The 21390-nt window shown below is 66.0% G+C and carries 20 protein-coding genes (1 of these 20 only partly in view); 9 read left to right on the top strand and 11 right to left on the bottom strand.

Translation table 11 applies throughout. The annotated features are described in order from the left end of the window. A protein-coding gene (locus DAAJ005_RS15135; RefSeq protein WP_151847832.1) for a HesA/MoeB/ThiF family protein crosses the window boundary here: on the bottom strand, window positions 1–697 show its 5' portion. 71 nt of this gene lie to the left of the window's left edge; the window shows 697 of its 768 coding nt (coding positions 1–697); the start codon lies at window positions 695–697; the stop codon falls past the left edge of the window. Between the two features lie 210 nt (window positions 698–907). Here DAAJ005_RS15135 and DAAJ005_RS15130 point away from each other — a divergent pair, with 210 nt between their 5' ends. From DAAJ005_RS15130 to DAAJ005_RS15115, 4 genes are all read left to right on the top strand, one after another. Then, complete coding sequence (locus DAAJ005_RS15130; protein WP_151847831.1) at window positions 908–1486, top strand: glycerol-3-phosphate acyltransferase; 579 nt, start codon at window positions 908–910, stop codon at window positions 1484–1486. Next, window positions 1483–3648, top strand: a complete 2166-nt coding sequence (locus DAAJ005_RS15125; protein ID WP_226342462.1) for a hypothetical protein — start codon at window positions 1483–1485, stop codon at window positions 3646–3648. Before DAAJ005_RS15130 ends, DAAJ005_RS15125 begins: the two co-directional genes overlap by 4 nt. Before the next feature lie 246 nt (window positions 3649–3894). Continuing rightward, window positions 3895–7263 (top strand): DEAD/DEAH box helicase, encoded by a 3369-nt coding sequence (locus tag DAAJ005_RS15120; protein ID WP_151847830.1) that lies wholly within the window; start codon window positions 3895–3897, stop codon window positions 7261–7263. A 67-nt stretch (window positions 7264–7330) separates the two neighbouring features. Further along, window positions 7331–8140 (top strand): hypothetical protein, encoded by an 810-nt coding sequence (locus tag DAAJ005_RS15115; RefSeq protein WP_151847829.1) that lies wholly within the window; start codon window positions 7331–7333, stop codon window positions 8138–8140. Window positions 8141–8184: 44 nt separating this feature from the next. Here DAAJ005_RS15115 and DAAJ005_RS15110 read toward each other — a convergent pair whose 3' ends face one another. Beyond that, window positions 8185–8820: a DUF305 domain-containing protein gene (locus DAAJ005_RS15110; RefSeq protein ID WP_192930791.1), complete on the bottom strand. Its 636-nt coding sequence runs from the start codon at window positions 8818–8820 to the stop codon at window positions 8185–8187. 59 nt (window positions 8821–8879) lie between these two features. On the opposite strand from DAAJ005_RS15110, the gene DAAJ005_RS15105 reads away from it, so the two are divergent. The 3 genes from DAAJ005_RS15105 (at window position 8880) to trmFO (ending at window position 12331) form a co-directional block, all read left to right on the top strand. Then, window positions 8880–10031, top strand: coding sequence for a mechanosensitive ion channel family protein (locus DAAJ005_RS15105; RefSeq protein WP_151847828.1), 1152 nt, complete (start codon window positions 8880–8882; stop codon window positions 10029–10031). Next, on the top strand, window positions 10028–10852 hold the full coding sequence (locus DAAJ005_RS15100; protein WP_370519728.1) for a YdcF family protein: 825 nt from the start codon (window positions 10028–10030) through the stop codon (window positions 10850–10852). Before DAAJ005_RS15105 ends, DAAJ005_RS15100 begins: the two co-directional genes overlap by 4 nt. Before the next feature lie 66 nt (window positions 10853–10918). After that, entirely contained in the window at window positions 10919–12331 is a 1413-nt protein-coding gene (gene trmFO / locus DAAJ005_RS15095; protein WP_151847827.1) for a methylenetetrahydrofolate--tRNA-(uracil(54)-C(5))-methyltransferase (FADH(2)-oxidizing) TrmFO, read from the top strand. 259 nt (window positions 12332–12590) lie between these two features. Here the strand turns inward: trmFO and udk are convergent, their stop codons facing one another. Together udk and DAAJ005_RS15085 are read right to left on the bottom strand one after the other, a co-directional pair. Further along, window positions 12591–13205: a uridine kinase gene (gene udk / locus DAAJ005_RS15090; protein WP_151847826.1), complete on the bottom strand. Its 615-nt coding sequence runs from the start codon at window positions 13203–13205 to the stop codon at window positions 12591–12593. A gap of 40 nt (window positions 13206–13245) precedes the next feature. Continuing rightward, window positions 13246–14277 carry a Glu/Leu/Phe/Val dehydrogenase dimerization domain-containing protein gene (locus DAAJ005_RS15085; RefSeq protein ID WP_151847825.1) on the bottom strand — a complete coding sequence of 344 codons (1032 nt, stop codon included), beginning with the start codon at window positions 14275–14277 and terminating at the stop codon, window positions 13246–13248. Window positions 14278–14633: 356 nt separating this feature from the next. Between DAAJ005_RS15085 and DAAJ005_RS15080 the strand changes: the two genes are divergently transcribed. Then, on the top strand, window positions 14634–16241 hold the full coding sequence (locus DAAJ005_RS15080) for an E3 binding domain-containing protein (protein ID WP_151847824.1): 1608 nt from the start codon (window positions 14634–14636) through the stop codon (window positions 16239–16241). An 83-nt stretch (window positions 16242–16324) separates the two neighbouring features. On the opposite strand, the gene DAAJ005_RS15075 is transcribed toward DAAJ005_RS15080, so the two are convergent. Genes DAAJ005_RS15075 through DAAJ005_RS15065 form a run of 3 tightly spaced genes read right to left on the bottom strand, consistent with a single transcriptional unit; the run spans window position 16325 to window position 17552 of the window. Continuing rightward, window positions 16325–16639: a hypothetical protein gene (locus DAAJ005_RS15075; RefSeq protein ID WP_151847823.1), complete on the bottom strand. Its 315-nt coding sequence runs from the start codon at window positions 16637–16639 to the stop codon at window positions 16325–16327. Window positions 16640–16665: 26 nt separating this feature from the next. Beyond that, entirely contained in the window at window positions 16666–17061 is a 396-nt protein-coding gene (locus DAAJ005_RS15070; protein ID WP_151847822.1) for a DinB family protein, read from the bottom strand. Beyond that, window positions 17058–17552, bottom strand: a complete 495-nt coding sequence (locus DAAJ005_RS15065; RefSeq protein ID WP_226342461.1) for a hypothetical protein — start codon at window positions 17550–17552, stop codon at window positions 17058–17060. The genes DAAJ005_RS15070 and DAAJ005_RS15065 overlap by 4 nt, the downstream gene beginning before the upstream one ends. A gap of 190 nt (window positions 17553–17742) precedes the next feature. Here DAAJ005_RS15065 and DAAJ005_RS15060 point away from each other — a divergent pair, with 190 nt between their 5' ends. Next, the gene (locus DAAJ005_RS15060) at window positions 17743–18267 is read left to right on the top strand and encodes a GNAT family N-acetyltransferase (protein WP_226342460.1); all 525 of its coding nucleotides are present in this window, start codon (window positions 17743–17745) and stop codon (window positions 18265–18267) included. Between the two features lie 17 nt (window positions 18268–18284). Here DAAJ005_RS15060 and DAAJ005_RS15055 read toward each other — a convergent pair whose 3' ends face one another. The 4 genes from DAAJ005_RS15055 to DAAJ005_RS15040 are packed head-to-tail and all read right to left on the bottom strand — an operon-like array spanning window position 18285 to window position 21248. Then, entirely contained in the window at window positions 18285–18593 is a 309-nt protein-coding gene (locus DAAJ005_RS15055; RefSeq protein ID WP_151847820.1) for a hypothetical protein, read from the bottom strand. A 46-nt stretch (window positions 18594–18639) separates the two neighbouring features. Then, window positions 18640–19002: a VOC family protein gene (locus DAAJ005_RS15050; protein ID WP_151847819.1), complete on the bottom strand. Its 363-nt coding sequence runs from the start codon at window positions 19000–19002 to the stop codon at window positions 18640–18642. A gap of 16 nt (window positions 19003–19018) precedes the next feature. After that, window positions 19019–19789 carry a DUF2259 domain-containing protein gene (locus tag DAAJ005_RS15045; RefSeq protein ID WP_151847818.1) on the bottom strand — a complete coding sequence of 257 codons (771 nt, stop codon included), beginning with the start codon at window positions 19787–19789 and terminating at the stop codon, window positions 19019–19021. Window position 19790: 1 nt separating this feature from the next. Beyond that, window positions 19791–21248 (bottom strand): VWA domain-containing protein, encoded by a 1458-nt coding sequence (locus tag DAAJ005_RS15040; RefSeq protein ID WP_151847817.1) that lies wholly within the window; start codon window positions 21246–21248, stop codon window positions 19791–19793. Window positions 21249–21390: the final 142 nt, after the last annotated feature.

The following is a 21390-nucleotide window of genomic DNA, read 5'->3' as shown; positions in this document are numbered from 1 at the left end:
ACAATCGGCCCCTCAGGGGTTCCCCCACGCCTCCCAGAACCTTGAGGGCCTCCTGGGCCATCAGGCTGCCCACCACCTGGGGGACTGGACCCAGCACGCCGGTTTCATCGCAGGAGGGGGCGTCGCCAGGGGTGGGGAACAGATCGCGCAGGCCAAACTGTGGCCCGAACACGCTGACCATGCCGCTGCTGCCGCTGGCTGCGCCCCAGACCCATTCGCGCCCGCTTTGCGCGCAGGCATCGGCGATGGCATAGCGGGTCTCGAAGTTGTCGGTGGCGTCTATCACGAGGGTGACATCATCTGTGGCGCGCTGCATATCTTCGGGGTCCAGTCTGGGAGCAGTGCTGATCTGCACGAACGGATTGATCGCCTGTGCCCGTGCCGCTGCCACCTCTGCCTTGGGACGGCCCACGTCGGCGGCTATGAACTGCGTCTGGCGGTGCAGATTGCTGACGCCCACCGTATCGCCGTCCGCGATCACCAGCCGTCCAACACCGGCCCCCGCCAGCAGCGTGATCACCGGGCCACCCAGCCCGCCCGCGCCCACCACCAGCACGCTTGCGCGCCGCAGCCGTTCCTGTGCCCCGGCCTCCAGCCATTCGGGCACCAGCAGTTGCCGCGAGTAGCGCCGCAGTTCCTCGCGGGAGAGGACTTCAGCGGTCTCCTGCGCCTGCAAGCCGGTTTCACCTGTGGTCATCGCCCTGAGTGTAAAGGAGTCCGGGGCAGGGGAACTGATCGGGCCACAGTTCAGATTGCACTCTGGCCAGTGCGGGTCAACGTGGTTGGATTCCAGTCCCGGCCTGCCCTGGTGTATGTCCAGCACTGAGCAGACGCTCTGCTGCCTGTTCCCTGTATACCTCTTCCGGGCTGCGCTCCCGCCCCGGCCCTGCCCTACAATGCGGCGCGTATGTTGCCCCTGCTGGTTGCTCTCATTTCCTACCTGCTGGGATCGCTGGTCACGGGCGTGTTGTATTCGCGGGTGCGCGGAGCGGACATCAGTGGGCGCGATCTGCCGGGGGGCAGCGGCACCTACCGGCAGTTCGGACGCAACGCCGCCATTCTGGTGACCGCCGGGGACATCATGAAAGGCGTGTTGGCTGTGGCCGTGGCCCGCGCGCTGACGCCGGAGCTGACCTGGCTGGCCACCCTGGCGGTGGTGCTGGGCCACTGCTACCCGGTGTTCTTCCGTTTTCAGGGCGGGGCCGGGATCGCGCCGTTTCTGGGGGCGCTGCTGGTGGCTGCCCCGCTGACGTTGCTGGGCACGCTGGGCACCGGACTGGTCCTGATTCCGCTGTACCGGGCCACGCTGCAAAGCCGCCTGAAGCTGAACGCCGTGCCCTTCGCCACTGCCGTGGCCGTGCCGGTGGGCCTGCTGCTCAGCCTGCGGTACGGGGGTCTGCCCGATCTGCTGGCCGGGGGCGTGGCGATGGCGCTGCGGGCCGTACATTTGCTGGCCTTTCCGGTGGGGCCGGGGGACCGGGCGTGAGGCGGAGACCATACGTGAGGCAGGGGCGGCGCGTAAAAGCAGTCCTTCGGCCCGTCCTCGCCCTGCTGCTGGGGCTGGCGTGGGCTGTCCCGGCGGGGGCCGCTCCGGTGCTGGAAGGCCGCACCCTGCGCTACGAGGACGGGCCGAAGCTGGTCTGGCAGCGCAGTTTTCCGGCAGCTCTGGGCGAGCTGAGCGGTCCGCTGGAGGTGGGCGGCGTGACCTACCTGGGCGTGGGGCCGGAGGTCTACGCCTACACGGCGCGGGGCCGGGTGCTGGGCCGCGCCGATCTGCCGGGGCCGGTCAGTTCGCTGGACGCCTCCGGGGGTGTGGTCCGCGTGACCACCGGGGGGAACGGGTACGCCGAGCGCTTTACGCTGGCCGCCGGACCCTCTGGCCCCAGCGTGCAGGAGCGGGTGGTCTTTCCGCCGGACCCCGCTGTGACGGGCTGGCTGCTGCGCGCCGCCCAGGCCATCCCAGAGGCGGGTGTGCAGGCGGCGGCGAACGATGATCCCACCAATCCCTTCCTGCTGCTGCGGCTGGCCGAACAGCGCCGGGTGGCAGGCGACAGTTATGCGGCCCTCAGCACTGTGCGGCGGGCGCTGGGCACCGCGCTGTCGTTTCCGGCGTGGGTGCAACTGGCCGCGCGGCTGGACACGGCGGGCTATCCGGCAGCCGCCGATCTGGCGCTGGACCGTGCGCGTCGCGACGCCGCCGGACGCGGCCTGGACCCCGACATCCCAGTCAGCCGGGCGGCTCTGGGGGCTTACGGCAATCCCAGCGCCTACCTGGGCACTCTGCTGACGCAGAACCGGCTGGCCCGCGCCGAATCATGGATGGCCTACCTGCGCGAACTGCACCCGCGTTTTGAGGGCGGCCCGGCGCTGTACGCGCGCTACGCGGGCATTCTGGAAACCCAGGGCCGCGCGGGCGAGGCCGAGGAGTGGCGGCAGTTCTCGCGCTCACTGCGGGCCGGGACGCTGTACAACCTGGGGCCGAATGGGCTGGGCAGCGTGCGTGACGCCGCGCGGCTGTCCACGCTGGCGCTGGCGCTGAGTCTGCTGGCGGCGGCGCTGGTGCTGCTGGTCCGGGCGTGGCGGGCGCAGGGTCAGGCCACCCGGCCCCTGGGGGGACGCTTCGTGTCTTGGCTGCGCCGTCCGCTGGCCCGCGCGCGTTTCGTCTCGGTGGCCTACGCGTCCCTGAGCGAGCGCTTTTTGCTGACCCTGCTGCTGGCCGGATTGCTGGCCTCACTGGGCGGCTGGCAGTGGGCCAATCAAGCGGGCGCGGCGCTGCGCAGTCCGGTGCTGACCACCGGAACCTACGGCGGCGGCTGGGGCAACGCTGGCCTCGGGGACCTGAACCTGCGCCCCGGCCCGGACAGCGCCCTGCTGATCGGTCTGGCCTCGCAACTGGACGGCGACGATTCGGCGGCCCGTCAGACCTACACGGCGGCCCTGCCCGATGCCTGCGCCCTGAACAACCTGGGCGTGATCTCACAGGCGCGCGGCGACGAGGCCCAGGCCCGCGAGCAGTACCGCGCCGCGCTGTCGGCCCGCCCGGACCTGGGGGCCGCCGCCTTTAATCTGGGCCTGAATCCTGGCAGCCCCGATGCCAGCTTCCAGCGAACCTATCGCCCTGGCCAGCCCCGGCTGTGCTACCCGGACCAGCGCAGCCTGACCCGCGCCGTGACCGGAGACCTGAGCGTGACCCTGCGGGGGTCGCTGCTGGACCCGGCCCAGGTGCTGAGTGCTGCGCCGGGCCGAAGCCTGCGCCTGGGCTGGGCGCTGCTGGGTACGGCACTCCTGGGTGCGCTGTTGCTGCTCTCGCTGCTGCTGCCCCGCGCGGCCCAGACCTCTGCTCAGGCCCGCCCGCTGCTGGTCCGGGCCCTGACCGTGGTGCTGCCCGGTACCGGCCTGATGAACAGTCCCTGGGGCGGCATGTTACTGCTCGCCTGGGCGGCGGTCCTCGCAGCGTTGGCCCCCCGCCTGGGTCTGGTGACGTTCCCGGATCTTCCTCTGCTGGCTCCCGGCAGCGTGCAGACCGGCCTGCAAACGGGCCTGATCGCCGCGCTGGCCGGAATCTATGTCCTGAATACCATCATCTTGCTGACCGCCGAAGTCCGTCAGATCCGCCAGCAACGCTGGGAAGCCAGGGTGCAGGGCTGAGCGCGAGGGAGAGACTGGTCCCTGGCCCGGGGTGTCAAACCCCGCGGTCCCATTGGTGCCGTGAGTTGGCGGAGGCTGGAGCCTTCCGCATGATCGGGCAAGAACCGTTTGCTTCACGCCTTTCCATCTGTCACTGCGCCGTTTTGCGACATGCGCTAGACTCGGGGGCGTGTTTTTGTTTGCGGTGAATCTTGGGGTCCTCTGGCCAGCCCTGCTGTGGCCGATGGTGTTGGGTCAGGTGCGGGGATGAAGCTCAGCCGCCTGCCGCCGGGCTTTGGGCTGGATACGGCGGCGCAGGGGCTGGCGCTGCGGCAGGAAGCGGTCCACAACGTGCGGCGCGACTGGACCGAGGTGGGGTGGCGGGCGCAGGGCACCGTGACCGAGGCCGGGGTGGACTACGAGGCGTCGGTGGAGTTGCTGCCACCGCCGGACCCGCAATTGCGCGCGTCTTCGTGTACCTGTGGGCGCTACCGTTGCCGCCATGTGGCCGCGTTGGTCCTGTCCACCGATCCGCCGGACGGCCCGCGTCCCCAGGCTCCGGCCAGCGCCGGCACCCAGAAAATGCAGGCCGAGGAAGCGCTGGACGCCCGCACCCAGCAGTGGCTGGCGGGCTTCGGCACTTCGGGCCGCACGGCGTCGCGTGGGAGGCAGTTCGAGCTGCGCTACGTGCTGCGCCTGCTGCCGCCCTCCAACGGCACGTCGCCCACGCGGCGGGTGGCTCTGCGCGTGGTGCGGTTGCCAGTGCGCGGCGAGGTTCCCGATCTGCGCGCTGCCGAGACGTATCCGGTGCCGCGCAGCCTGTCCACCGCCCCGGCCTTCGTGCGCCGCGACGCCGATCTGCTGCGCCTGCTGGACCTGGCCACCGACTCCACCCGTCAGGCGGGCCGCTACGCCGAGGAACTGCACGCCCTGGGCGGCCACCCGGCGGGGGACCTGCTGATCGAATCGCTGCTGGACAGCGGACGGCTGTGCTGGGACCGCCCCGAAATGCGGCTGGCGCGCGGCCCGGACCTGGGGGGGACGCTGGCCTGGACCTCCGACGGGCGGGGGGCGCAGTCGCCGTCGCTGGAGATCGCGCAGGTGCCGGACGCGGTGCTGCTGCCCACGCCCAAGCCCTGGGCCGTGCAGCCCTCTGCTGGCCTGCTGTCACGCGTGGTTGCAGACGCGCCGCCCGAACAGGCGGCCCGTTTCCTGTCCGGCCCCACGCTGCAACCCGCGCAGGCCACGGCGCTGGCCCACGCCATCACCGCCTCCGGCCTGGGCCTGCCGATTCCGCAGACCGTCAAGGTCAGAGAGGAAACCCTGCCCTACACGCCGCAACTGCACCTGATGGGCCGCGTGGGCACCGTGTACGTCCCGGACCGCTGGATGATGCGTGAGGAGGAACAGACCCTGGCGGTGGCCGAGCTGAGGCACGCTTACGGCGGCCTGCTGGTCCCGGATTCGCCGGGCAGCCTGTCCGAGACGCCCAATCCCACTGTCTACCGTGACGGCGTGCTGACCCGTATTCCACGTGACCGGGAGCTGGAGCGGGAGGCCGAACGCGCGCTGGACCGGGCGGGCTTTGACACGGTGGCTGAGGCTTTCGACGAGTACACCTTCGGTCCCGAACTTCAGGACCTGCTGACCCTGGGCGACGAGGAATCCTGGATGGATTTCATGCGCGGCGGGCGCGCGGACCTGGAGGAGCGGGGCTTTACCATCCACGTCCACCCCGATTTTCCTCTCAACTTCGCCGAGATCAGCGACTGGTACGGCGAGGCCGACGACAGCTTCGGTGGTTGGTTCACCCTCGATCTGGGGATCGTGGTGGACGGCGAGCGCGTCAGTCTGATCCCAGTGCTGGCCGATCTGATTGCCCGCCAGCCCGAATTGTTCTCGCCGGAAGCGCTGGCCGCGCTGGACGACGACGAAACGCTGTTCGCCGCGCTGGGCGATGGCCGCCGCGTGGCCTTGCCCGCCGGACGCATCCGCGCCATTCTGGGCGTGCTGGTGGAGTTGAACCTGCGTGATCTGCCCGCCGGGCCGCTGCGCCTGCCGCTGCTGGACGCCGCCCGTCTGGCCGAGCTGGAAGGGGCGCTGAAGGCCCGCTGGGTGGGCGCGGAGCGCCTGCTGGAACTGGGGCGCAAGCTGCGCGACTTCGGCGGCATTCAGCCCGTGGAACCTCCCGCTGGCCTGAACGCCGAGTTGCGCCCGTATCAATTGCAGGGTCTGGCATGGCTGCAATTCCTGCGCGAGTACGAGCTGGGCGGCATTCTGGCGGACGATATGGGTTTAGGCAAAACGGTCCAAACTTTGGCTCACCTCCTGATCGAGAAGGATGCGGGCCGCGCAGACCGCCCCAGTCTGGTGATCGCGCCCACTTCGGTAATCGGCAACTGGCAGGCTGAGGCCGCGAAATTTGCGCCCGATCTGAAAGTGTTGACCCTGCACGGCAAGGACCGCCGCGATCTGTTTGGCGAGATCGGAGACCATGACCTGATCCTCAGCACCTATCCGCTGCTGCCGCGCGATCTGGACGAGCTGCGCAAGTACCAGTACCACATGCTGATTCTGGACGAGGCGCAGAACATCAAGAACAACAAGACGGCGGCGGCCAAGGCAGCGGGCAGCGTGGACGCGCGGCACCGATTGTGCCTGACGGGGACGCCCCTTGAAAACCATCTGGGCGAACTGTGGTCCCAGTTCAACTTTTTGTCACCGGGCCTGCTGCACAATGAGAAGACCTTCCGTGAGCTGTACCGCACGCCCATCGAGAAACGTGGGGACGCGGGCCGTCGCGCCGCGCTAGCGGCCCGCGTGCGTCCCTTCATCCTGCGCCGCGAGAAACGTGACGTGGCCCGCGAACTGCCGCCCAAGACCGAGATCCCGGTGCGCGTGACCCTGGATGGCGATCAGCGTGACCTCTACGAAACCGTGCGGGTGACGATGGAAAGCCGCGTGCGCGAGGAATTGCAGGCGCGTGGGCTGGCCCGCAGCACCATTGCGATCCTTGACGCCCTGTTGAAGCTGCGTCAGGCGGTCACCGATCCGCGTCTGGTCAAGCTGGAGGCGGCCAAGAAGGTGCAGGGCAACGCCAAATTCGACTGGCTCCAGGGCAATCTGCCACAGATGATCGAGGAGGGCCGCCGCGTGCTGATCTTCAGCGGCTTTGCCACGCTGCTGGGCCACTTGGAAACGTGGGTCAAGGAACAGGGCATTCCGTACTCGATGATCACCGGGCAGACCCAGGACCGCCAGAAGCAGATCGACGCCTTCCAACGCGGCGACACGCATGTGTTCCTGATCACGCTGAAGGCCGGGGGAGTGGGCCTGAACCTGACGGCTGCCGACACCGTGATCCATTACGATCCGTGGTGGAATCCCGCCGCCGAGGATCAGGCCACGGACCGCGCCTACCGCATCGGGCAGGACAAGCCGGTGTTCGTGTACAAGCTGATCGCAGCGGGCAGCGTGGAGGAGCGCATTCTGGAACTCCAGGCCCGCAAGGCCAGTCTGGCGCGCGGGATTCTGGACGGCGGCCTCAGCGAGGCCACGCAGCTCACATCACACGATCTGGACCGCCTGTTCGCCCCCCTTGAGAATGAGGATGAAGAGGAAGGCGTAGAGGCGTGAGTTGTGCGGATAGGCTTCTGGATTAGTGGTGACGAAATTATCGGATATTGACAGGTTAAGCTGCGATATGGAACAGCCTATGCAGTCACCGCGTTATAGTCTGCTTGACATACATAATCGAGCAAACGCCGCACTAGTTGATCTATCAAAGGGTCTATTTGAAGAGTTGCCAGTTGCAACTAATAATCTTCTGGGAAACGTCGTTGACGTTTTAATTAAAACAAAAACGTCGAAAGCTCAGAACGTGGCCTTGATGACTGTGCTTCGTCTGAAGCAGGAGGCGCAGGCAATTCGCATGCTTTTAGGTCACGGCTATCCGGCACAGGCCATGTCTCTTGCTGCCAACATGATCGAAATTACTTATGAGCTTCTCTTTATAGGCAACGATGAATCTAAGGCTGAGATCTGGGACAGGCATGTCGGACCAAGGGAAAAGGTGTGGAACCGGCAGAATCGGCTGATAAAGCAGCGTATGATTGAAGGTTGGAAATCCATGGGTATGACCGAAGAAGAATCAAAAGAGCAGGCCGAAGCGGATTACTCTAGTTACGGCCTACTTTGCGATGCAAAACATGGCAATCCTGTGATCAATAAAACAACTGGAGGTTTTATTGAGAATGGAGTTTTAGTAGTTGGCCCACAAGTTTATCAGGAAAAGCCAGAAATATTGCAAGCAGTGTATGTTGCCAACACGACAGCTCGAATGACAGTCTTGGCGGTACGTGCCGTTATTAATTTTCATCTTGGAGGAGAATTCAACGGCACCTTATTTGACGAATCAGAAACCTTAAATATATTTCGGAAAGAACAGGTGTCGACTGTCATGGCTAAGGCTGAAGTAGAAGCAGCGAAAATTATAAACTCTTCTGAACAATAATGTCCAAACCTCTCGCTCTGTGATTAGTCAATTACCCTCGCCAATCAATGCTCGTGATTCATATCCATCCCCGGTGCAGGCAACGGCTCGGCCCCCCGCTCCTTAAGCATCTCGGTCATGCTCCTGATCTCTGCGCTCTGGCTGGCCTCGATCTGGCGGGCCAGCGCCTGCACCTCTGGGCGAACGCCCGCGCCCAGAGCAGGTTCGGCCATCATCAATGCGCCCTGGTGGTGTCGGGTCATCAGTTGCAGGAAGGTGACCTCGGCCTGCGCGGGGGGTAGGGTGTCCAGACTTTTGACCTGCTGCGGCGTCGCCATGCCCATGCTCAGGGCATGTTCGGCGGTCATGCCCGCGCCGCCCCACGGACGGTTCCACAGGGTCAGCCAGCCGTGCATCTGCCCGATCTGCTCCTGCTGAGACAGAATGATGTCCAGCGCCAGCGTGCGGACGGCGGGATCGCTGCCGTTCTCGCGAATACGGGTGGACAGGTCCACGGCCTGCGCGTGATGCTGGATCATCTCGCGCACGAAGCGGACCTCGGTGCTGCCCTCGGCGGGGCCGCTGCTCTGGTTGAGGCGGGGCAGCAGCAAGAGCGCCGCCAGTCCCAGGGCCAGCATCAGCAGCACGGCGGGCAGGGCCAGTCGGCGGCCAGTTTCTCTGTGGGCGGTTGAACGGGACATGCGGGTCAGTATAGGAACGGCCTCTGTGGGCGAATGACCTGCGCCGTAGACTGCGGGCAATGGCAAACCAAGTCGACACCTCTCGCCTGCTGGGGGTCGATACCATCTCGGGCATCGTGGACCGGGCCTGGACCGACACGGCGCGGGCCGCTGCACAGTACGGCCCGACGCTGCTGCTGGCACTGGCGCTGGTGGCACTCTATTCGTTGGTCTTCTGGATCATCTCGCGCGTGCTGCACGGTGCGGTCAAGCGGGTCGTGCCGCCTGACGCCCGGTCCGTCACGCACCGCATCCTGCGCGTGGTGCTGCGCCTGACCCTGCTGATGCTGGTGCTGATCTCAGTTACGGCTCTGTTTCCACCGCTGGCGAGGTACGGCCCGGCCATCTTCCGGGTTTACGCGCTCCTGCTGCTGCTGTACGTGGGCTGGAACCTGCTGGAACACCTGTTGCATCGCCAGACCCTGCGCTGGGGCCTGGACGGCAGCCTGGAACTGCTGATGAAAAACGTGGTGCGGGTGGTCTGGGCCATGAGCGGCATCTATCTGGTGTTCGAGCAGTTCAACGTGAACCTGCTGCCCATCCTGGGCGGGCTGGGTGTGCTGGGGCTGGCGGTGGGGTTTGCCGCGCAGGACATCCTGGCCAACCTGATCAGCGGCGTGACCCTGTTGCTGGACCGGCCCTTTCGCATCGGCGACTGGATTCGCGTGAAGGACCAGGAAGGACAGGTCAGCGGCCTGACCCTGCGGACCACCCGCATCCGCACCCGCGACAACGAATTCGTGTCTATCCCCAACAAGGACGTGGCCGGGGCCGTGGTGGTCAACCTGACGGCGGGCGGCCCGCTGCGCCTGAACGTGCTGATCGGCGTGGAGTACAAGGAGCGGGTGGAGGACGTGCGCCGCATCCTGCTGGACGTCATGACCGCGCATCCCAGGACTGAGAAGGAACCCGCCCCGCTGCTGCTGGTCAGGGAGCTGAGCGCGTCGAGCGTGGACGTGATCATGCGTTTCTGGGTCAGCGAGGCCAATATCGCCTCCTATCCGGTGATTTCCATGCAGATCAGGGAAGCGGCCAAGGAAGCCTTGCAGGCAGGCGGCATGAGTCTGCCCTTTCCGCACCTGCAAGTGCACATCGACGGCGCGAAGGGGCTGGAGGCATTTCTGCCCGCCGCGCTGGAACCCTCGGTCCGGCCCCAGCGTGACGAACATTGACCCGGCTCCTCCCGGCCCGCTCCCGGCTCGCCTTCCGCGCCATGTGGCCCGGCGTGCTGGGCGGCGCGACCATCGGCGCAGCTCTGGGCGTTCTAGCCGCCTTTCTGGGACAGGTCCGTGCCCCCGAAGTGCTTTTGCTGCTGCTTATCCTGGCTGGCGGAGTGGCCGGAGCCTTCACCCCCAGCCGCCGGGTTCTGTATGTCGGCGCTGGAACGCTGGCGCTGCTGCTCGCGCTGTGCCTGCTGACGCCTGTGCTGCGCGGCCCGCTGAACGCGTTGACGCTTTCTCAGCCGCCGCAGAAGGCCGACGCCATCGTGGTGCTGGGCGGCGGCGTGCAGTGCGGCACGCGGGTGCTGGAATCTCCCAGCCTGAGCCGCTTGATGGCGGGCCTGAAGCTGTGGCGGGCCGGATACGCGCCCGTCGTGACCGTCTCCGAGCAGTCCGACGTGTTCTCGGCCACCTGTCCCAAGATGAGTGTGATCGAGCGCGAGATCATCCGGGGGCTGTATCCGCAAAATGGCCCGCAAGTCGTGAACCTGAGCAACGTCACCACCACCACCGACGAGGCGGCCCGCGTGCGTGATCTGGCGGCGGCGCGGGGCTGGAAGCAGATTCTTCTGGTGACCAGCCCCAGCCACTCGCGCCGCGCGGCAGGCATTTTCGCCTTGCAGGGCGTGAACGTCATCAGCGTCCCTGCAACTGAGACGCGCTTCGATTCCACGCTGCCGCTACCCTCGGACCGACTGTATGCCCTGCAAACGGTGCTGTACGAGTGGCTCTCGCGCATCAAAAAGGAAGTGGGCGGTACGCCAGAACGGTGAGGCGAGTCCCGGAAATCCCCTCCCGCGCACTGCGTTTCCCATCCCACCTCCCCTAAACTGCCCGACATGACCACTCCTTCTTCCATCACCGTGATCGGCGCGGGCCTGGCCGGGTCCGAGGCCGCGCTGGCCGCTGCCAGCCAGGGCGTTCGCGTGCGACTGCACGAGATGCGCCCCGTCAAGATGACCCCCGCGCACCGTTCGGGCGGCTTTGCCGAACTGGTGTGCAGCAACTCTCTGGGCGGCGAGGGCGAGCGCCAGAGCAAGGGGCTGTTGCAGGCCGAACTCCGCAGCGTGGGCGGCGGCATCGTGACGGCGGCGGACGCCTCCAAACTGCCCGCCGGAAATGCCCTAGCTGTGGAACGCGACGAATTCAGCGCGCGGGTGACCAAAGCGGTGCGCGAACACCCGCTGATCGAAGTCGTTGAAGGCGAGGTGGAGGCCGTGCCGGAGGGTATTGCCGTGATCGCCTCCGGCCCCCTGACCAGCGACGCCCTGGCCGCCGACGTGGCACGGCTGACGGGCAGCGAACGCCTCAGCTTTTACGACGCTGCCGCCCCGGTAATCGACTTTTCCAGCATCGATATGGACGTGTGCTGGCGGGCCGGGCGCTATGACCAGAGCGCCGATTACATCAACTGCCCGTTTACCAAGGACGAGTATCTGGCCTTTTTTGGCGCACTGGAACAGGCCCGCGCCCATACCCCGCACGACTGGGAAAAGCTGGAATTCTTCGAGGGCTGCATGCCCATCGAGGAAATCGCGCGCCGGGGCGTGGATACCCCCCGCTTTGGCCCCATGTCCCCCAAAGGTCTGGACGATCCGCGCACCGGGCGCTGGCCCTACGCCGTGGCTCAGCTCCGTCAGGAAGACCGTGAGGGCCGTTTGTGGTCCCTGGTGGGCTTTCAAACGGGCCTGAAGTGGGGCGATCAGAAGGCGGTGGTGCAACTGATCCCCGGTTTGAACGATGCAGAGATCGTCCGCTACGGCGTGATGCACCGCAACACCTACCTGAACGCGCCACAGGTGCTGGACTCCACCCTGCAACTGCGTGCCGATCCGCAGAAGTTCGTGGCGGGCGTGCTGGCCGGAACCGAGGGCTATCTGGAAAGTGCCGCGACGGGCTGGCTGGCCGGAACGAATGCGGCGCGGCTGGCGCAGGGCCTGACGCCGCTCACGCCGCCCGCCGAGTCCATGCTGGGCGGTTTAGTCCGCTACCTCGCCAGCGCCAACCCCAAGAACTTCCAGCCCATGAACGTCAACTGGGCGCTGGTGCCAGAGCTGCCTGCGCCCCAGCCGGGGCCGAACGGCAAGGTCCGCAAGCTGGGCAAGCAGGAAAAGCGTCCGATCCTGTTCCGGCGCGGCCTGAACGCGTTCATGGCCTGGGCCGGAGAGGAGGCGGGCTTGCCGGTGACGCCGCCGCCCGTGCCGCATGGGGAGGAGAGTATAGAGGCTCAGGTGCAGCCGGTTTTGCGCTGAGAACGGCAATGCGGAATCGGGTTCTGAGGTGGCCCTGCTCGCTTAACCCCTCTGCTTCGCAGCTCTGCGAGTCCGCCCTTTCGGGGCACCTCCCCTGAGTAGGGAGGTAAGGAAATTGCTGTGCAGAACGGACTTCTGCGCTCCTTGACTCCCTCTCTTGAAGGCATCTGCCAGCGAAGTTGACTGAGGGGTTGTCTTTTGGCCATCCAGCTCACTGCTCATTGAATCCCAATATTGGCTGCCAAGTCTCAGCCCTGCTTCAGATCGTCGTGCGAATCCTCGCGGCCAGCATGTCCAGCGCGGGTTCGTTCATGCCGCCATGGGGAATGATCACGTCGGCGTAGCGTTTGGTGGGTTCCACGAAACTCAGGTGCATGGGGCGCACGAATTCCAGATATTGCGAGATCACGCTTTCGGGGGTGCGCCCGCGTTCGCCCGTGTCGCGAAGCAGCCGCCGGATAAAGCGCACGTCGGCGTCGGCGTCCACGAAGACTTTGAGGTGCATGCGCTTTCGCAGTTCCTCGTCATATAGCGCAAAAAAGCCCTCCAGCACCACCACGCTGCCGGGCAGAACCGTCGTCGTTCTGGCCGAGCGGGTGTGCTGCGTGAAGTCGTACTCGGGCATGTCGATGGGCACGCCTGCCAGCAGGGCATCTACATGCTCGCGCAGCAGCGCCCAATCGAACGCCGCCGGATGATCGTAATTGGTGGTCAGGCGCGTCTCGAAGGGAATCTCGTCCTGGCTGCGGTAATAGTTGTCCTGGGCCAGCACCGCCACGCCCTGAGCGCCCACCGTTTCCATCACCCGGCGCGTCACAGTGGTCTTGCCGCTGCCCGAGCCGCCCGCCACGCCAATCACGAAGGGGGAAGTCATGGCGTTTCTCCAGGGTGGCCGATGTTCAACACTGTAAGTATCACGCGCGCCCCAGACTGCCGATCAGTTCGATGCGGCGTTCGGCCATGCGGCGGGCGACGACGCTGGGGGGTTTGCTGTACTGCTCGGCCACATGGGTAATGCGGGTCACGATCTGGTAGACCTGTTCGGCTGCCGCATTCATGTCGGCCCCGGTGGCGGCGGCGATCAGTCCTGCCGAGTTGATGGCGAAGTCGGGCATGTACACGATTCCGGCCTCCTTGACGGCTTCCTCACCCCGGCGGGTCAGCGGGTGGTGTTCGCCCCCGGCGATCAGACGGCACTGGAGGCGGGGCACGTCGGCGCTGTGGATGCTGTGACCGAAGCCGCAGGGCGCGAGAATGTCACCAGGCACGTCCAGGGCGCTGCCACAGCTCACCACGTCCACGCCGCTGAGACTGTCGGCCAACGCCTGGGCGCGTTCGGGGCGGTCATCGGCAACCGTCAGCTTTGCACCCTCACGGTGCAGGTGGGCGGCCAGCGAGCGGCCCACCGCGCCGACGCCCATGATCACCACCCGCACGCCGCGCATGCTCTCCGCGCCCAGTGCGAAGCGGGCGGCGGCCTTCATGCCCCGGTAGACGCCGTAGCCAGTGATCGCGCTGGTATCGGTGTTCATGCCCAGCGTGGCCGGGGTTTCCTGCGCCACGAAGGCGATATCGGCGGGCGTAACCCCGATGTCCTCGGTCAGTACGGCGCGCGTTTGCAGCGGCCTGACCTGACGGCCCAGCGCCCGGAACAGCGCCTCGCGGGCGTGGGGGTCGTCCACCCCGGTCTCGGGCATCATCAGGACGCAGGCCCCACCGCCGTAGTTCAGGCCGGCCAGCGCCGCTTTTAACGTCAGGCTCTCAGACAGGGCCAGCGCACCGCGCACCGCCAGTTCCTCATCCTGCTCGCGCAGTCTCACGCCCGCGATGGCGGGTCCCAGCACCGTGGAATGCACCGCCAGCGCCGCCCGCAAGCCGCTGGGGGCGTGCTGGAGGATGGTCAGGCTCTCGTGGCCGCGCGCCTGCATCTCTTCAAGGATCAACATGGCCGCGCCTGGGGCAGCTCCGCACTGGCCCGTATGGCCCACGACTGGGAAGGGGAAGGCGACATGGGCCGTAGCCTAGCACCCTCTCCGGCCTTGCCCCTGTTGTTCGCTGGAAGGCCTTAAAGCATGTATCAGACGGTATTTTCCGGGGATCGGGACAGGGAGTGGCTCCTATCAGAGTGGAGTTGTATATATCAACGCTTTTACCGTGAAAGAACGCTGTCAGACCGTTCGGGGCACTCTGCGTTCATGACCTTGCCCGCGCCCGGCCTGCTGTTCCCCCTGGATGGGAACGGGGCGGGCGTGCCGCACGGACGCCCATGAAGCTGGATGTGGGCGAGCAAAGGGGGATGGGAATGGAACAAATTGCTCCGCTCGCCAAGATTCTGGCAGAAGCGAACGGCATCGAATGGCAGCAGTTGAGGGGGTCCGGCTCGGGCGGTACGGTTATCGAGCAGGACATCCTGAACTATCTGTCACGCATCATGAGCGGCGAGGAAGAACCGCCGTCCACCCCGGTCGATGAAATGCCCGAGGGCTGGACCGGCGACGAGCAGCTCCCTGCCGGGATGTTCAGCGCCGACATGCTCAGTCAGGCCGGGATCGACAGCGACATTGCCGAGTTCGTCACGCAGTCCCGCGCGCCGGAGGTCCCTGCTTTCAACGCTGTGGCCAGCGCCACCCACGACAATATGGATTTCGAGCTGGACGACGATATGGCCGATCTGGACGCCCCACTGGCCGCCGAACCGCAGCCCATCGCCACCGACTGGTCCTTCGCCCCGGCGCAGACCCCGGCCCAGCAGCCTCCGTACATTCAGGAAGCGCCCGAACTCGCCTTCCCCAGCCTGAGCGCCCCCGAGCCGGTGCCCGCCCACGAAGTTCATCTTCCCGAAGTGCAGATGCCCGCCGTGCAGGTGCCAGCCGCCAGCGCGCCCGGTGTCAGCCACACCGATGTGGCGGCAGCGGGCGGGGGCCTGAGTGGCCTGCTCTCGCGCCTGTACCGCAAGGATAAGGGGGCCGAGGCCGCGCCCGCCGCGTCCGTTCCTGCGCCCACGCCGACGCCCGAAGTTCAGCCCATGCAGCCTGTATCCGTCAGCGAGGCCGCCAGTGGGTACGCCGCCGAGCTGAGCGCGCCGGAATTCGATGTGGAGACCCCGGCTGTTCAGATGCCAGTGGCTGAAGTGGCCGCCGCCGAACCCCAGGTCGAGGAAACCAGCACCACGGAGGTCTATGCCGCCGAGGTGGATGCTCCCGAAATCCAGGTTCCAGAAGAGATTCAGATTCCAGCAGAAGTTCAGGCCCCCGAGATGGAAGCCCTGGAAATGGAAGCCCCGGAACTCGAAGACTATGTGGCCCCCGAATACGACGCGGCCCCCGAAGTCATGGCAGCGCAGGAAACTGCACCTCAGCCTGTTGCCGAGACGGAAGTTCAGCAACCCGCCGCTCAGCCAGAAATCCAGCCCGCGGCCGCCAGTGCCAGCACGGACATGCCCGCCAGCGCCGTGTGGTTTGGCACCTATCTGCGCCGCGACGCCAGTGTGGCGGCAGCAGACGATCTGCGCGCCCAACTCTCCGACGCCCTGGGCAAGGACGTCTCATTGGCCTTCCTGGTGGCCCGCGCCGCGCAGCGCCACGCCGACATCCTGGGACTGGACCTGGGGCATGTGGCCCTACAAGGCGCAGACGGTCAGGACCAGCCCATCAGGGGGGGTGCGCTGCGCGACGCCATGACCGCCCTGCATAGCGGCCAGACCAGTGCCCCCGATCTGCTGGTCACCGACGCCGGAACGCTGGGCGTGGACGATCTGCACTTCCCGCATACCCTGACCCTCAGCCTGGGCCGCGTGCAGGATGGCCGCGCCGCCCTGAGCCTGAATGGCGACGTGAACCCCCGTCAGGCCGCCCAGTTCCTGACCCGCGTGGCCGAGTCGCTGGAAAAACCTATCGCCCTGGTGCTGTAAGCGCCTCACAAAGTTTCAACAGCCCACTCCCGCAGATAGGGGGTGGGCTGTTCTCGTGTGCTGGACGCTCTGAGAGCCGGAAGCTATGGAAACGGCGCTTTCCCTGCCCTCCACCCTCCATCTGGCCCCCCGGCCCAGTGGTATTCGCTGCCGCCCGGATGCTGCTGAACCGCCGCCTTGACTGCGTCCAGCGGCACGCGGCGGGCAAAGCGGGTGCGGGCGTGCCAGCCTCCCAGAAAAGTAGATGCCTGCGCCGACGCTAGGTCGCTGGACGGGAATCCCCGTAGCGCCGCCCAGGCCCGGTTGACCGCCAGATCAAACAGGGCGGGCGGCGCGGCGGCGGCGGCGTGTTCGCCCTGCGGACTGGCCTCGGTCAGAAAGGGGCGTTCTTCAGGCATGGGGAGGCTCCGGGCAAGGGCGGCAGCTAGGCCAGTCGGGTGGGATTTGCCAGCGCGGCAATCTGCCCGGCGTGCCAGACGGTGTGGCGGGCATTCAGGCGCAGCACTTCCGAGACGGTCATGCTCTCGTTGCTGTGCGTCAGCCGGGTCTGGAGCGCCCCGGCATTCAGCGCGCGGGCGGCGTCCACCTCCCAGGCCATCAGGCGGGTCAATCCTGCCGCGTCGTCGGGGGCGGGGGTGTTCGTGGCGGCGGCGATCTGGGTCCAGTAATCGCGCTTGGTGGCGGTCAGATGGCTGGTCAGCCAGCCCACGCGCGGGTGTGGCTGCCCGTCAATGGTGGCCAGAGCGGCACGCACGCTTTCCCAGGGGGCATGGTTGGCCTCGTCCAGCAGGGTGGCCAACTGATCAGCATTGAAAGTCATGCGCGGCTTCCCGACTGTGTTGTACCAGAGCGCACTGAGAACGCCTCGCCGTCGCGGGTCAGGCGGCCCACTTCCAGCATGCGGGCGGTCACGGCACGGGCCTGCGCCTCGTCCAGCGGGCTGCTCTCGGCCAGATCGTTCAGGGTGAACACGCCGCCCTTGCGCCACGCCAGACGGTAGACCATCCGCTCCTGCACGTCGGGGCGGCCCTCCTGCGTCTGCTTGCGCCCGAAGACGCGCCACACCGCGTAACCCACGGCCAGCCCCACCAGCAGTGCCAGTGGGATCAGCCGGGCGGCCAGCACCGGATCGCCCACCTGAGCGCCCAGGGTCCTCAGCGCGTCGTGGGCTGCTGCTACCGCCCCAGCATCTGCGCCGCCCTCGGTCAACCTGCGGAGCGCGCCCCTGGCCCGCAGGTAGCCCATGACCCCGGACATGTCGCCGCGCACGAAGACGGCGCTGTAGGCCACCAGCGCCGCGGCGAACCCCACTAGGGCAGAGAGAATTAGCCGTAGTCCTTTCACACCCTCATGCTAGGCCACAAGCGCCGCAGAAATGGTGCGCGATGAGGAAAAGCGTGCGAACTGAGACTGGCCTTCACATCCACGCTGGGAAACGCCACTATGGCAGGCAGATGAAACGCATTGCCCCGGTCTTCCGCCCCGTCGCACTGGCCCGGCAGTGAAACTTGAGCTGGAGATCAAACCCCTGAATGCCGCGCCCGACACCTGCACGCAACTGACCGCCATGCTGGTGGAAACGGTGGCTGGGGGTGGCTCGGTGGGCTTTATGCACCCGCTGACGCCGGAGGCTGCTACAACGTTCTGGGACGGCGCGCTGGCTGCTGTTTCGCGCGGCGAACGGATTATTCTGGGCGGCTGGAACGGCCCACAGCTCATCGGCACCGTCACCCTGATTCTGAACACCCCGCCCAACCAGCCGCACCGCGCCGAGATCGCCAAGATGATGACCCGTCCCCGGTGGCGCGGTCAGGGCGTGGCTTCCGCCCTGCTGCGTGAAGCCGAGGCGCTGGCCGTGAAAAACGGGCGCACCATGCTGGTCCTGGACACCGCCTCCGACGAGGGGGCGGCAGGATTGTACGAGAGTCTGGGCTACACCTTTGCCGGAGAGTTGCCCGACTACGCCCTCAAACCGCACGGGGGGCTAACGGGAACGCGGCTGTACTGGAAGCGAATTGGCGGGTAGTCCGCGTTAGCCTGTCGCTACCACTTGTCGTCGTCCAGTACCTCGTCCTTGCCGTCGCGGCGGGCCTTGCGGCGGGCTTCCTTGCCCTGCTTGCGCTTTGGGCGGGGAGTCAGGGCCAGTTCGTACATCCGCGCAGGATCGCAGGGGGCCGGGTACTCGCCCAGCGATTCGCCGGGATCGGCCATCCGCAGGTTTCCGGCGATGTGCAGGTGGCGCTCATTGCAGTACGGGCACTCGTCCACCACCCAGAACATGACGCGGGTGCCGGGCATATCGCGCAGCGATGCGAAGGCCATGCGCGGAGTATTGCGGTCTTTCTTGCCCATAGACGTGCAGGCTAGCGCGGGCGTGGCGGGCCTTCTGTAGCGTCCCTCAGCGTTGGAACCAGTCCATACTTTTCTGAATCACGCAAAAGCGGTTGCCATCGGGATCGGCCAGCACCACGTAATCTGCCTCCGGCCCGTACCGCCAGTCCACGCGTACCGCGCCCAGCGCCAGCAGCCGCGCCACCTCCGCCCCCTGATCCTGGGCGTACAGATCCAGATGGTGTCGCCGGGCGCTTTCGGACGTAACGAGTTTGAGGGCCAGTTGCACGCCTGAACCTGCACGCGGAATCAGGACCACCCAGTCCTCGTCCGGTTCCTCACGCGGCAGGTAATCCAGCGCTGCCGTCCAGAAGGCGATGGCCCGCGCCAGATCGCGCACGCCCCAGACGATGGAACCAATTTTGAGCATGGGTCAGTCTAGGGGCTTACCTGTCTGGCCTGCGCGCCGTGACCAGCATGTAGCGGATGTCCGTGTTGGCTTCAAAACCCGAGGTGCTGTAGACCGCCACCGTCAGGGCCATAAAGTCGCCCTGCACGCGTACTTCTGCCAGTTCGTAGTGGAAGGTGCAGCGGCGACTGGCAGGCACGCGGCTGTCTTCCTGCAAGGTGGTGGTGACCTCGGTGCCGGGCTTCGGGCTGGACGTGACCGAGAGCATCAGCCCGCGTGAGAAGCCGGGAGATTTGCCGCTGGGTGGACATTCCTTGCTGGGACCGAAAGGAAGCTGTGCCAGCCGGAACAGCCACAGCTTGCCGCCAAATTCCACCGGGTAGGTCTGTGCGGCGGGCATGTTCGGGCGGCCCGGCACCGATGCGGGAAAGACGTCCGGGCTGCTGGGTCTGGCGCGCAGGTCCTGCGGCGTGCGCTTCCAGACCACCGTGCCAGGCCGCGTGTCGCTGATGCCCAGGCGTTTGAGGGCAGGCGCGGCCTTGTTGAAGACCTGCCGGTTGATGACGTTCCCCTGCCCCGCGCTGGGATTTTCGTCACTCTGGCTGTAAAACCTTTCCAGCAGGGAATTTTTAGCGCTGTCCACCACCCACAGTTCGGTGTAAACGCTGCCGCTGCCCTCCTGGGCACCCGACTGGGCCAGGGCCGCGTAGCGCCCGTCCGGCGAGAAACCGACGAACTCTGGATCGGCACGGTCTGCGGCGGCGTGCCCCAGCGCGGCGCACAGCAGCAGCGTCAGGAGGCGCTTCACCTCAGCGAACCTCTATGGCCACGCTGCTCAACGTGGGATTGGGGCTGGCCTTCTCGCTGGAGTAACGAATCTCGTAGCTGCCGGGCTGTGTGGGCATCTTGAGGGTGCCGGGGTTGCCGTTTCTGGTGTAGAAATAATCCTTGTACTCGCCGACGGGCGCACCCTTCGCGACAACCGTCACGTAATCTCCGGGATTGTTTGGCCCCGTCCATTTCACCTGAATGCTGCTGCCCGGTTTAGCGCTGGCGGGGGCGCTCAGGCCGTATTTGGGCGCAATCAGGGTAAGGGGAATGCTGGCGAGGGTGGGATTGGGATTGGCCTTCTCACTGGAATACCGCAGCTCGTATTCGCCCGCAGCCAGCGGCACGATCAGTTTGCCGGGACTGCCTGCCTTCGTGTAAAAGTAAGTGGTGTATTTGCCGACAGGCGCACCCTTTTCTACCACCGTCACGTAATCACCGGGGTTGTTCGGCCCGGTCCACTTGACTTCAATCTGGCTGCCCGCTCCAGCAGATTTTGGGGCCGACAGGCCGTAAGTCGGCGGCGTCAGCGTAATCGGCGCCGTGGCAAGTGTGGGGTTGGGATTGGCCTTCTCGCTGGAATACCGCAGCTCGTATTCGCCGGGGTCCAGCGGCACGATCAACTTGCCGGGATTACCTGCCTTCGTGTAGAAGTAATCCTTGTAATTGCCGATGGGCGCACCCTTCTTGACGATGGTGACGTAATCGCCGGGGTTATTCGGCCCGGTCCACTTGACCTCAATCTGGCTGCCTGCCCCGGCGGATTTCGGTCCCGAGATGGCGTATTTGCCCGTCTGTGCGGTGGCGGTGGCGCGGCCCAGTGCCTCACCGAGTTCCGCGCCGCTGCGGGTGTTTTCAAACGTTCCCACGCCTTCAAAACTCTTGCGGGCCTTGTCGTTCAGGTCAATGCCGATGATGCGGAGGTCCACCTCAATGCCCAGCTTTTTGAAGGTGGCGACCGCGTCGTTCAGCTTGCCTCCGCAGGATTCCTCGCCGTCCGTGACCAGAACGATGACTTTGCGGCTGCTGTCTTTGGGAAAGTCGGCGGCAGCTTGCATTAAGGAATAGACGATCGGCGTGGCCCCCTTGGGCTTGGCGTCGTTGACCTGCTTTTGCAGAGCGGCCTTATCAAAGCCTTTCATCGGCGTGACCAGCACGGAATCCTCGCATTGCGCGCCCGCCTTCAGGCCTGCGCCGTAAATCCGCATGCCCACGTTCAGGCTGGGATCGGCTTTCAGTCCCGTCAGAAACTGGGTCAGGGTGGATTTGGCGGAAGCAATGCGGGTCTGGCCGTCGGGCAGTTTGCCCAGCATACTGCCGGAGGCGTCCAGAATCAGTTGGACATTCGTGGTGGTCTGTGCGCCCGCTGCGCCAGCAAGAAGACCCAGGCTGAGGGCCAGAACCACGGAAGTACGGCGGGACGACATCTGTAAATGCATGTTGATCTCCTGGGGTAGAGGAAGCGGGCGTCCTGGGGGCGGGACGCTCTGGATGGGAGTGGGCGAGTTGGCTTCTGTCCCGACGACTTGTGTACGGGCGAACAGGTACTTTTTGCGGATGTCCTGGTCTGCTGCATGTGAT

The organism is Deinococcus sp. AJ005, from assembly GCF_009017495.1.
Taxonomy (GTDB): Bacteria; Deinococcota; Deinococci; order Deinococcales; family Deinococcaceae; genus Deinococcus.
Note: the sequence above shows the minus strand (reverse complement) of the source record. Positions and strands in the feature narration are given on the sequence as shown.